We start from the raw sequence: 11,026 nt of genomic DNA, 5'->3' as shown, positions 1-11,026 counted from the left end.
AGTTTCTACCGATCGCGGTCTGATGGTGCCTGTGCTGCGTGATACTGACAGCATGAGCCTGGCTGATGTTGAATCTACCATCGCTGACTTCGGTAAGCGTGGTCGTGAAGGCAAGCTGGGTATGGACGACATGCAGGGCGGTACTTTCACCATCACCAACGGTGGTGTATTCGGTTCCCTGATGTCTACCCCTATCCTGAACCCACCTCAGACTGCAATCCTGGGTATGCACAAAATCCAGGAGCGTCCAATGGCGGTTAACGGACAGGTAGAAATCCTGCCAATGATGTACCTGGCCCTGTCATACGACCACCGTATGATTGATGGCAAGGAAGCTGTACAATTCCTCGTGACTATTAAAGACCTTCTGGAAGATCCTGCACGTATGCTGCTGGAAGTCTAAGTCAGCCCAAAATTATAACGAGTGAATTGATAGGATAGGTAAAGAGACATGTCACAGAAATTCGACGTTATCGTCGTAGGTGCGGGCCCTGGTGGCTACGTAGCAGCTATTCGCGCGGCTCAGCTGGGCCTGAACACTGCGTGTGTTGAGAAATGGGTTGATGACAAAGGTGCCGCTGTACTGGGTGGTACTTGTCTGAACGTTGGTTGTATTCCGTCTAAAGCACTGCTGGAATCTACCCACCAGTTCCACAAAGCACAGCACGCTGATGTACACGGCATCCAGGTTGGCGGTGAAGTCACCATGGATGTTAAAGCGATGGTTGCGCGTAAGAACAAGATCGTTGGCAACCTGACCGGTGGTATCGGTGGTCTGTTTAAAGCAAACGGCGTAACTCTGCTGCAGGGCATGGGTAAGCTGCTGGCGAACAAACAGGTTGAAGTAACCGCTGCTGACGGTACTGCGACTGTATACGATGCAGAGAACGTGATTCTGGCATCCGGCTCCGTACCAGTGAACATTCCTCCTGCTCCACTGACCGACGGTTTGATCCTGGATAACGCTGGCGCACTGGACATCGATGAAGTTCCAGAGCGTCTGGGCGTAATCGGCGCAGGCGTAATCGGTCTGGAAATGGGCTCTGTATGGGCACGTCTGGGTACTAAAGTAACTGTTCTGGAAGCGATGGATTCCTTCCTGGCGGCTGCAGATAAAGACGTTGCACGCGACGCTGCGAAACTGTTCAAGAAACAGGGGCTGGATATCCAGCTGGGCGCACGTGTAACCGGTACCGAGATCGTTGACGGTAAAGAAGTTAAGGTGTTCTTCACTGACGCTAAAGGCGAGCAGGAAATCACCGTAGACAAGCTGATCGTTGCTGTTGGCCGTAAGCCACAGACCAACGGCCTGCTGTCTGAAGATTCCGGCGTTAAGCTGGATGAGCGCGGCTTCATCTTCGTAGATGAGCAGTGCCGCACTGACGCACCGGGAGTTTACGCAATCGGTGACTCCGTACGTGGTCCGATGTTGGCGCACAAGGCGTCCGAAGAAGGCATCATGGTTGCCGACATCATTGCTGGCCACAAAGCTCAGATGAACTACGACGTGATTCCGAGCATCATCTACACCCATCCTGAACTGGCCTGGGTCGGTAAGACCGAACAGGAACTGAAAGCAGATGGCGTGAAGATCAAAGTGGGCAAATTCCCATTTGCGGCTTCTGGTCGTGCGATGGCTGCTGACGATACCGATGGTTTCGTTAAGATCATTGCTGACGAAGAAACTGACCGCATTCTGGGTGTTCACATGGTTGGCGGTATCGCATCCGAGCTGATTGCTCAGGCTGCGATTGCTATGGAATTCTGCTCTTCCGCAGAAGACCTGCAGCTGACCGTCTTCGCTCACCCAACCGTGAGTGAAGCTGTGCACGAAGCCGCTCTGGCGGTGGACGGCCACGCAATTCACATTGCGAACCGTAAAAAACGCTAACCTGACGTTTTAAACTGTCGGCCGGGTATCATTTCGGGGGTATCCGGTCGATTCTGAGTTTGTCGTTGAGATCCCAACAGGGCTGCAACAACGTAATCTCTCCATACTGCGTTGCAGAAACACACACTAGTGACAACACAACGGATTAGAGCATGAACCTTCACGAGTACCAGGGTAAACAACTGTTTGCCGAATATGGTCTGCCGGTTTCCAAAGGAATCGCGGTAGATACTCCGGAAGCTGCAGCAGAAGCAGCTACTACAATTGGCGGTGACAAGTGGGTTGTTAAAGCCCAGGTGCACGCCGGCGGCCGCGGTAAAGCGGGCGGCGTTAAGCTGGTAGACAGCCCTGCAGAAGCGCAGGAATTCGCTGCTAACTGGCTGGGCAAAAACCTGGTGACCTACCAGACTGACGAAAACGGTCAGCCTGTATCCAAAATTCTGGTTGAAACCTGCACCGATATCGCTTCCGAGCTGTACCTGGGTGCGGTTGTAGACCGTTCTACTCGCCGCATCGTATTCATGGCATCTACCGAAGGTGGCGTGGAAATCGAGAAGGTTGCAGAAGAAACTCCAGAAAAAATCCTGAAAGCAATCATCGATCCGATGACTGGCGCACAGCCATACCAGGGTCGTGAGCTGGCGTTCAAACTGGGCCTGCAGGGCGATCAGATCAAGCAGTTCGTTAAGATCTTCCTGGGTCTGGCGCAGATGTTCCAGGAAAAAGACCTGGCACTGCTGGAAATCAACCCACTGGTTATCACTGACGAAGGCAACCTGCACTGTCTGGACGCTAAAGTGGTAATCGACGGTAACGCTGTATACCGCCACAAAGATCTGCAGGCTATGCACGATCCATCTCAGGAAGACGAGCGCGAAGCGCACGCAGCTGAGTGGGATCTGAACTACGTAGCTCTGGACGGCACTATCGGCTGCATGGTTAACGGTGCAGGTCTGGCAATGGGTACTATGGACATCGTTGCTCTGCACGGTGGCTTCCCGGCTAACTTCCTGGACGTTGGTGGCGGCGCGACTAAAGAGCGTGTTACCGAAGCATTCAAACTGATCCTGGCTGACGACAAGGTGAAAACCGTACTGGTTAACATCTTCGGCGGTATCGTTCGTTGCGACCTGATCGCAGAAGGTATCATCGGTGCAGTTAAGGAAGTAGGCGTAAACGTACCAGTTGTTGTACGTCTGGAAGGTAACAATGCTGATCTGGGCTCCAAGCTTCTGGCGGAATCTGGCCTGGATATCATCGCGGCAACCAGCCTGACTGACGCAGCTCAGCAGGCAGTTAAAGCAGCGGAGGGTAAATAATGTCCGTTCTGATTAACAAAGACACCAAAGTAATCTGTCAGGGTTTCACTGGTGGTCAGGGTACCTTCCACTCTGAACAGGCTATCGCTTACGGCACTCAGATGGTGGGTGGTGTAACTCCAGGCAAAGGTGGTACTGAGCACCTGGGTCTGCCGGTATTCAACACTGTTGCTGAAGCTGTTGAAGCAACGGGTGCTGACGCTTCTGTTATCTACGTACCAGCTCCTTTCTGTAAGGATTCCATCCTGGAAGCTGCGAATGCAGGTATCAAGCTGATCGTATGTATCACTGAGCACATCCCAGTAATGGATATGCTGGAGTGTAAAGTTAAGTGTGACGAGCTGGGCGTTCGCCTGATCGGTCCTAACTGCCCAGGTGTTATCACTCCGGGCGAATGTAAGATCGGTATCATGCCAGGTCACATCCACCTGCCAGGTAAAGTAGGTATCGTATCCCGTTCCGGTACTCTGACTTACGAAGCTGTTAAGCAGACTACTGACTACGGTTTCGGTCAGTCTACCTGTGTAGGTATCGGTGGTGACCCGATCCCAGGTTCTAACTTCATCGACATTCTGGAAATGTTCCAGAACGACCCACAGACCGAAGCGATCGTAATGATCGGTGAGATCGGTGGTACTGCAGAAGAAGAAGCGGCTGCTTACATCAAAGCAAACGTAACTAAGCCTGTAGTTTCTTACATCGCGGGTGTAACTGCTCCAGCGGGTAAGCGTATGGGTCACGCGGGTGCGATCATCTCTGGCGGTAAAGGTACTGCTGACGAGAAATTTGCAGCTCTGGAAGATGCAGGCGTTAAGACTGTACGTTCCCTGGCTCAGATCGGCGACGCACTGAAAGAAGTAACTGGCTGGTAATCACTGACCATTCAGTTATGAGAAAAGGCAGCTTCGGCTGCCTTTTTTTATTTTTGAACGCTTGACTTGTTTTCACTGAAACGGTGAAATCGATCTCTCTCAAATATCAACTTTTTGGATAGGCAACGTAATGTTCCAGCTGTATACGTCTCAGCGAAATATTATGTCTCACGTTTCTGCCCCGTGGCATAAGCGTACTTCTGCCTGTCTGCGTGCTATCTGATCGTTTAAACCACCCAGTAGCCGCGGAACTCTTCGCGGTGAATCTGAATGTTCGTTTCTTCTGTTTTCTCCGCTAAGTGTTCCCGGCTTAAATCCAAAGGAGAAAACCATGACTATTATTGCTCTGTTTGTATCTTTTTACCGTAAATTGAACATCGCTCTTAAGCAGCGCCAGACTTACTATGAACTGCGTGACCTTTCGCCAGCACAGTTGAAAGATATTGGTCTGCGTATCGAGAACGGCGTCGTACTCCCTGAAGACGATCTTGTGGATACCAAGAAGGAGTTGCAGGTGAGGCTCAGCCAACGGGAGAAGCAGAAATAAACCTGGCTGCTGGATCGGTATGGAGCAGAATGCTCAGTCCCGGTCCGGCGGCAGCGATAGTTTCGGATTGATCTACCGAGGTGTTTTTCCGATCTTGTCTCAGAATTACACCGCAATAGGTTGTTGGTTGAGGGGTATTTAACGCTCAGCCTTCAAAAAGGGCAGCTTCGGCGGCCCTTTTTGCGTTTTAGCCATAAGTTTTCGAACGCTCTGTTATACTGCCATCCCCAGTTTAAGGTGGTCTTATGGTTGAACTTCCTCTCTTTCCGCTTCCGGTTGTGCTTTACCCAACGACGGTGATGCCGCTGCAGATTTTTGAGCCGCGCTATCTGCGGATGGTGAAAGAGTCGCTGCAAAATCAGACCGGTTTTGTCATTGTTCAGTCGTTGCCAGAAAAGCAGGTGCAAAACGGCGACAGGCCTTTCTACCGTGTGGGGTGTTATGCCAAGGTTATCGATTGGCACCCACAAGCGAATGATATGTTGGGCATAGAAGTGGAAGGACAGTTCAGGGTTCGCATTCACGACTGCCGTGCGGAACAAGACAACTTGTTGGTCGGGCAGTGTGTGCCTATTGAAGAACCATCAGGTGTGCTGGTTGCAGAGAAGTACCAGCTGTTGGTTAAACTGGCAAAAGAGCTGGAAGAGCACCCGATGGTCGAGACATTTGATACAGAGATCGATTACCGGGATGCCGCCCAGGTGGGATACCTGTTAGCTGAACTCCTGCCATTTACCCCCGCCGAGAAGCAGCTGTTATTGGAAAGTGATGATCCACTCCTGCGCCTTGAGGCAATTCAGTCACTACTGCAGCAGTTAGGTACACGATGAACGATCTACAACAAAAACTTTCGCACGCCCTCGACGCCCGTGCAGACCTTCTGACCTCCCTGCACGCTGAGCAAACCGATTGTTATCGTCTGTTCCACGGTACTAATGAAGGAGAGCCCGGCCTCACCGTAGATCGTTACGGCCCGCAGCTGCTGGTGCAAAGTTTCCATGCGCCCGTGTCCGAGCAGGATCTTGCGTTGATTGAGACACAATGTCGGCAGATCTTCGAACCGGAAGAGGTGATCTACAACGATCGTAGTGCTAGCAATTCCAGACGTAGCGACGATAGCCGTGTACTGGGTACGGAGTATGTTGGACAGGAGTTGGGGGTTAAATACCGCGTGCGTGGAAAGCATATGGGCCAGGATCCATTGCTGTTCCTCGATATGCGCGCGGGACGTCGACGTATTCTGGAGATTGCCCAAGGTAAAAGCGTGCTGAACCTGTTTTCCTACACCTGCGGTGTGGGGGTGTGCGCGGCTACGGCCGGCGCATCGGACGTGGTAAACGTGGATTTCTCTACCCGCAACCTTGAGGTTGGGCGGGAAAATGCTGAGCTTAACGATCTGGGCGAAGATCAGATCTCATTTGTGCAAAGTGATTTCTTCACCGCAGTAAAACAGTACGCCGGACTGCCGGTAAAACAGCGTGTAAAACGCGGACAGAAACCGCGACCTTTCCCACGGATTGATGAGCGTCAGTTTGACCTGGTGTACCTGGATCCACCGCGCTGGGCGAAAAGCTACTTTGGTACCGTTGATCTGGTTCGAGACTACCCGAGTGTGCTGAAACCTTCGTTATTGGCAACCAAGGAAGGCGGCACCCTGATCTGCGTGAACAATGTGGCGAAAGTGCCGTTGGATGAATGGCTGGATACCGTGCAGCGTTGTGGTAATAAGGCAGGCCGCCCTGTGAAGGATTATGAGATCATCACACCGGAAGCTGACTTTCCATCACCGGATGGCCAGTTCCCACTGAAGATCGCACTGCTGCACCTCTAAGTTCAAAGTGGCAGCTATTAAGGTTGCCACTTGTAACGTTTAAGTGAAACTTTACCGTTGAAAAAGACAATCCCGTCCGCTTCCAGCAAGGACTTCTGCCGTTTGTAGGCGGGGCTGTCCTTGGGGAACGAGATCTCGCCCTTGGCGTTAATCACCCGGAACCAGGGCAAGCTGGTATCCCTGGGTAGCTGACTGAGGGTACGTCCCACTGCCCGGGCCATGCGTGGCATCCCGGCGAGCTCCGCCACCTGACCATAGGTCGCTACCGATCCCGGAGGGATTAGGCTGATCACCTGCCAGAACTTTTCCTGATAACTTACGTCTTCCACAGCGTGTCACTTGTAGCGGTTATTGATCCGCTTAATCTACCACAGAGTATTTCTGAGCAAGAGTCTGAAATGTCCCGATAACCTATGGGGTGATAATACCTGATTAAAATGGTAGGGTAATTGGCAATTCGATAGCTGGGGTTTTATGGATGTCCGACTCTTTCGCCACGCTGGAAACGCTGAACTTTGATAATAGCTACACCCGCTTTCCAGAACATTTCTTTCACCGTATTACACCGGAGCCTTTGGTTGATGCCCACCTGATCAGCTTCAACCCGGAAGTGGCTGCGCTGCTGGATCTTAACCCTTGTGAGATCAATCCCTCAGATCTGGCGAGTTACTTTGGTGGTGAAAACCTACTGCCGGGAAGCGAGCCGATCGCGATGAAATATACCGGTCACCAGTTTGGCTACTACAACCCGGATCTGGGTGATGGGCGTGGCCTGTTACTCGGTGAAGTGGTGAACCAGAATGGGGAGCGTTGGGACCTGCATCTCAAGGGAGCGGGTAAAACCCGTTATTCTCGTTTTGGTGATGGCCGCGCGGTACTGCGTTCCAGTATCCGCGAGTATCTGGTCAGTGAAGCGATGCATGGCTTGGGGATTCCCACTACCCGTGCGTTGTGTCTGATCGGCAGTACGCAGCATGTGATGCGCAATGGTATGGAGCCTTGTGCGGCGGTCCTGCGTGTGACCCCGTGCCATATCCGCTTTGGCCACTTTGAGTACTTCTATTACAGCAAGCAGCATGAAGATCTGCGCCGGTTGGCTGACTACTGTATCGAGCGTTACTACCCGGATGTGAAAGATGCCGAGAATCCTTACCTGGCGATGTATCAGCAGATTGCGGATCGTACAGCACAGCTGGTAGCGCAGTGGCAGGCGTACGGCTTTGTGCATGGGGTGCTGAATACTGACAACATGTCGATTCTCGGAGAGACCTTCGACTACGGCCCTTACACTTTCCTGGACGAGTATCGCCCGGACTTCGTGGCCAACCAGAACGATACAACCGGCCGTTATGCCTTTAAACAGCAACCGGATATTGTGCAGTGGAATCTCACCGCGTTGGCGGAGTCCTTTCTACCGATGGTAGGGGAGGAGGATCTGAAGGATGTGTTGCGTGCTTACTCCCATAAATTCGTGGCGTACCGCAATGCCCGCCTCGCCGCGCGCCTGGGACTGCAGACGGAGCAAGCGGGTGATGCTGCGCTGATTGAGAATCTGCTGACTCTGTTTGCGGAGCATAAGGTCGACTTCAACCGCTTCTTCCGCACGTTGTGTGATTATGAAGGCGCGGGCGCAGCTCGCGATGCGCTCTATCAATTCCTGTGCGATATCACTGCATTGGATCACTGGCTGGATCAGTACGATGAACGCTTGGGGGCTGAAGCGGCCAGTTTTCCAATTCGTCGCCAGCAGATGCGCTCGGTAAACCCGAAATACATCCTGCGTAATTATATGGCGGAGGAGGCGATCCGCGAAGCCCATGACGGTAACTACGTATTGGTGAACCAGCTGTTGGGATTGTTGCGCCATCCCGGAGATGACCACCCGGATATGCAGCGTTTTGCCGATGCGCCGCCTGATTGGGCAGGGGCGATCTGCCTGACCTGTTCATCATGACGCATAACAGCTGTGTATAACGCAAAACGCCGGTCTCAGAACCGGCGTTTTTGTGTGTAGAACCTTTGTCCGATGATCAGTGGGCTTCAGGAATCAGCGTGAGCAAGTCAGTGATACCAACCTCCACATCCTGCTGGGAGAGCAGGGTGGTGATCTGGCCCCGGTGGTGGGTCTGGTGGTTAAACAGGTGCTGTACCAGGAAACCGAACCGTTTGCAGGATTGCACACCTGCCATGTTGGAGTAGTGCAGGTTGTGCTCCAGGTCGGCGTCGGTCAGTTCTTCGCACCACTCCTGAATAATGATATCCAGGCCCTGGCGTTCAACCGCGAACGCTTCAAGGTCGTCATACAGCATGGTATTGAGTGTGGCGGGTTTTTTCATGGTTTCCAGGGGATGCAAGGAGTGGAAACCGGAAGGGTGGGTGCTGAAGCGCTGTAACCAGATGATATCCCCGACCAGGAGGTGGTTCAGCGTACCCATGATCGATCCGAAAAATGCACCTTGATCCTGCAGCAGAACAGTCTCCGGCAGTGTCCCGGCAGCCTCGGTGAGGGTGTCGTTCATCCACTGATTGTAGCGGGCCATTAAGCGGAAATTCTGTAGCTCACTCATCGGCGTGTCCTCTAAACGTGGTGGGCAGATCGATCCCTAAATTAGGGACTTTCACAGTCTAGTACAGCGTCACTCCAGCAAATGTGAAATCGGTGATAGAGGTGACACGGATCAATGGCTGTCAGCAAAAGAGAGGATTAGATGCGGTGCGGGTCCAGCTGAATGTTGGTCACCTTCTGACCCAGCATGACAACCCGTCCTTTATAGCGATCATCACCCGTGGCAGTAAATTCAAACACGTAGGAACGCCAGAAGTGCAGGCGGCCATCGTCGCCCCGTTTCAGCCAGAAAGCACGTAGACCGATGCTGCCATCCAGCAGCTGCAGGTCCATCTCCTTGCAGTGACGCATAGTGTGCTTGAACGCGATCTCTTTCACCTTCTGTGCATGCCACCAGTGCAGGCAGAACAGGGAGATCAGTGTCAGCCAAAAGAGATCCTGCAGATCGATATACATAGGAAGCCGTCCAACAACCGTTATGTGATTACCTTATACAGCCTGTAATCCAGCTTCAAGCGTCAAAATATGCTGAACTCGGCGAAATATCAAAATCCAAATGTTTTGTGTAAAAACTGGATTTTGAGCGATCTATACTCAAAAAGTAATAAATCTTAATAATTATTGATGCCTTGATTCCTGAATAGGTGGAATCGCCAGAATTACCGTTTACGCGCGACGATAAGAAACTCCCGGTTTCCATCACCACCTTTGATTGGGCTTTCGAAGTAGTCGAGGATCTCCATACCTAGTTCCTCGCAGTGTTGCTTGATGGTGTGCTCCACTTTTGGATACAGGGACGGGTCCCTTACGATGCCGCCGCTGCCGACACCAGCTTTGCCCACTTCAAATTGCGGTTTAACCAGTGAGATCAGGTGGCCGCCCGGGCGGATCAGAGGGATCAGGGATGGCAGAATCTTGGTTTGGGAGATGAAAGATACGTCCATAACCGCCAGGTCAAAACCGTCGGGATGGCTGTGGGTAAGCAGCATCTCAGCGGGCAGATCACGGCCGTTAACGCCTTCGAAGCAGAGCACTCGCGCATCGTTACGCAGCTTTTCTGCCAGCTGATCGTGGCCGACTTCTATGCCTACAACCTTACCGATGCCTGATTGTACGAGACAGTCGGAGAAACCGCCGGTGGATTGCCCCACATCGATGGCGATCATGTCAGTGACATCCAGTTGTGTGCGTTCCAGTGCACCCAGCAGTTTCAGTGCGCCACGGGAAACAAAACGATCGGCTTCGTCCACTTCCACCTGAAACTCAGTGTCAGGCTCGAGTTTTACGCCCGGTTTAGTGATGACCTGCCAGCCGTTGCCCGAACGTATGGAGACCTTGCCGCCTTTCAGAAGGCGCTGGGCGTGGGCACGGGACTGGGCGTAACCTTTTTCGGTGAGCAGGATATCGGCGCGTTGCATGGGAGGTTTCCGTCAGACTGAAAAGCGGCGGCCATTATAAACGGCTGTCAGGGCGAAAGCTAAGATCGTCGCTGCTGCTGACTTATTATGGCGAAGCCGATCGGGTCATCCAGCCAGCACCAGCCGCACAATGGATCGGTAATAAAGATAACGGATGCCATAACTTCCTCCCTCCAGATATCCCTGTATTGTACTTAGAGTTCAGAAAAAAGAGAGCCGCCTGGGGTAGGCGGCTGAAGTAGGGTTTATAGAGAACTCTGAGTATGACCTTCATGAACTCAAAGGACTGGATAGAAGGTCGATAAGCGCACAACAAGGCGATTGAGGGTCACCAGCGTTGTGCGTTCATAGTATGGGGTGGACCTGAATTGAAACTGAAAAACTGAACCGCTTCTGAGATATATGGTGGCTTTGTTGTGCGCATAAAAAAAGAGGCCCGAAGGCCACTGCTGTCCCATAGTTTTTGATCATAAAGGGATCCTCAGTTGAGGATCCCTTTTTTGCTTATCTGGTGGCTCTGGATTTAATAGCTCAACCAGTGGTTTTCGCTCAAATAAACTCACCTGAAGTACCCGCATGATG

The 11,026-nt window shown here is 52.3% G+C and carries 12 protein-coding genes; 8 read left to right on the top strand and 4 right to left on the bottom strand.

Annotated features, from left to right (window positions below):
• The 7 genes from ACEQ15_RS18485 to ACEQ15_RS18455 all read left to right on the top strand — a co-directional run.
• A partial coding sequence (locus tag ACEQ15_RS18485) for a 2-oxo acid dehydrogenase subunit E2 (RefSeq protein ID WP_370280734.1) occupies positions 1 to 403 on the top strand: 403 nt, incomplete at its 5' end.
• A gap of 48 nt (positions 404 to 451) precedes the next feature.
• Complete coding sequence (gene lpdA, locus ACEQ15_RS18480) at positions 452 to 1,891, top strand: dihydrolipoyl dehydrogenase (protein WP_370280733.1); 1,440 nt, start codon at positions 452 to 454, stop codon at positions 1,889 to 1,891.
• Positions 1,892 to 2,043: 152 nt separating this feature from the next.
• The gene (gene sucC, locus ACEQ15_RS18475; RefSeq protein ID WP_370280732.1) at positions 2,044 to 3,210 is read left to right on the top strand and encodes an ADP-forming succinate--CoA ligase subunit beta; all 1,167 of its coding nucleotides are present in this window, start codon (positions 2,044 to 2,046) and stop codon (positions 3,208 to 3,210) included.
• Positions 3,210 to 4,082, top strand: a complete 873-nt coding sequence (gene sucD / locus ACEQ15_RS18470; protein ID WP_282350845.1) for a succinate--CoA ligase subunit alpha — start codon at positions 3,210 to 3,212, stop codon at positions 4,080 to 4,082. Before sucC ends, sucD begins: the two co-directional genes overlap by 1 nt.
• A gap of 331 nt (positions 4,083 to 4,413) precedes the next feature.
• Entirely contained in the window at positions 4,414 to 4,629 is a 216-nt protein-coding gene (locus tag ACEQ15_RS18465) for a DUF1127 domain-containing protein (RefSeq protein WP_370280731.1), read from the top strand.
• A 245-nt stretch (positions 4,630 to 4,874) separates the two neighbouring features.
• Positions 4,875 to 5,459 (top strand): LON peptidase substrate-binding domain-containing protein, encoded by a 585-nt coding sequence (locus ACEQ15_RS18460; protein ID WP_370280730.1) that lies wholly within the window; start codon positions 4,875 to 4,877, stop codon positions 5,457 to 5,459.
• Positions 5,456 to 6,460 carry a class I SAM-dependent rRNA methyltransferase gene (locus tag ACEQ15_RS18455; RefSeq protein WP_370280729.1) on the top strand — a complete coding sequence of 335 codons (1,005 nt, stop codon included), beginning with the start codon at positions 5,456 to 5,458 and terminating at the stop codon, positions 6,458 to 6,460. Before ACEQ15_RS18460 ends, ACEQ15_RS18455 begins: the two co-directional genes overlap by 4 nt.
• Before the next feature lie 17 nt (positions 6,461 to 6,477).
• Here the strand turns inward: ACEQ15_RS18455 and ACEQ15_RS18450 are convergent, their stop codons facing one another.
• Positions 6,478 to 6,789, bottom strand: coding sequence for an MGMT family protein (locus tag ACEQ15_RS18450; RefSeq protein WP_370280728.1), 312 nt, complete (start codon positions 6,787 to 6,789; stop codon positions 6,478 to 6,480).
• A gap of 149 nt (positions 6,790 to 6,938) precedes the next feature.
• Between ACEQ15_RS18450 and ACEQ15_RS18445 the strand changes: the two genes are divergently transcribed.
• On the top strand, positions 6,939 to 8,414 hold the full coding sequence (locus tag ACEQ15_RS18445) for a YdiU family protein (RefSeq protein ID WP_370280727.1): 1,476 nt from the start codon (positions 6,939 to 6,941) through the stop codon (positions 8,412 to 8,414).
• A 76-nt stretch (positions 8,415 to 8,490) separates the two neighbouring features.
• Here ACEQ15_RS18445 and ACEQ15_RS18440 read toward each other — a convergent pair whose 3' ends face one another.
• The 3 genes from ACEQ15_RS18440 to ACEQ15_RS18430 all read right to left on the bottom strand — a co-directional run bounded on the left by ACEQ15_RS18440 (position 8,491) and on the right by ACEQ15_RS18430 (position 10,444).
• Positions 8,491 to 9,027 (bottom strand): DinB family protein, encoded by a 537-nt coding sequence (locus ACEQ15_RS18440; RefSeq protein WP_370280726.1) that lies wholly within the window; start codon positions 9,025 to 9,027, stop codon positions 8,491 to 8,493.
• A 137-nt stretch (positions 9,028 to 9,164) separates the two neighbouring features.
• Positions 9,165 to 9,482, bottom strand: a complete 318-nt coding sequence (locus ACEQ15_RS18435; protein ID WP_370280725.1) for a DUF3301 domain-containing protein — start codon at positions 9,480 to 9,482, stop codon at positions 9,165 to 9,167.
• 203 nt (positions 9,483 to 9,685) lie between these two features.
• On the bottom strand, positions 9,686 to 10,444 hold the full coding sequence (locus ACEQ15_RS18430) for a TlyA family RNA methyltransferase (protein WP_370280724.1): 759 nt from the start codon (positions 10,442 to 10,444) through the stop codon (positions 9,686 to 9,688).
• Between the last annotated feature and the right edge of the window lie 582 nt (positions 10,445 to 11,026).

The sequence above is a fragment of the Pontibacterium sp. genome (genome assembly GCF_964228735.1).
In the GTDB taxonomy this organism is placed as follows: Bacteria; Pseudomonadota; Gammaproteobacteria; order Pseudomonadales; family Balneatricaceae; genus Pontibacterium.
The sequence above is the reverse complement of the archived record's forward strand: the minus strand, read 5'-3'. Positions and strand labels throughout refer to the sequence as shown.

Coding starts and splice junctions, on each gene's coding strand:
- lpdA (WP_370280733.1), top strand. CDS start 452: ATGTCACAGAAATTCGACGTTATCGTCGTAGGTGCGGGCCCTGGTGGC.
- sucC (WP_370280732.1), top strand. CDS start 2,044: ATGAACCTTCACGAGTACCAGGGTAAACAACTGTTTGCCGAATATGGT.
- sucD (WP_282350845.1), top strand. CDS start 3,210: ATGTCCGTTCTGATTAACAAAGACACCAAAGTAATCTGTCAGGGTTTC.
- ACEQ15_RS18465 (WP_370280731.1), top strand. CDS start 4,414: ATGACTATTATTGCTCTGTTTGTATCTTTTTACCGTAAATTGAACATC.
- ACEQ15_RS18460 (WP_370280730.1), top strand. CDS start 4,875: ATGGTTGAACTTCCTCTCTTTCCGCTTCCGGTTGTGCTTTACCCAACG.
- ACEQ15_RS18455 (WP_370280729.1), top strand. CDS start 5,456: ATGAACGATCTACAACAAAAACTTTCGCACGCCCTCGACGCCCGTGCA.
- ACEQ15_RS18445 (WP_370280727.1), top strand. CDS start 6,939: ATGTCCGACTCTTTCGCCACGCTGGAAACGCTGAACTTTGATAATAGC.
- ACEQ15_RS18440 (WP_370280726.1), bottom strand. CDS start 9,027: ATGAGTGAGCTACAGAATTTCCGCTTAATGGCCCGCTACAATCAGTGG.
- ACEQ15_RS18435 (WP_370280725.1), bottom strand. CDS start 9,482: ATGTATATCGATCTGCAGGATCTCTTTTGGCTGACACTGATCTCCCTG.
- ACEQ15_RS18430 (WP_370280724.1), bottom strand. CDS start 10,444: ATGCAACGCGCCGATATCCTGCTCACCGAAAAAGGTTACGCCCAGTCC.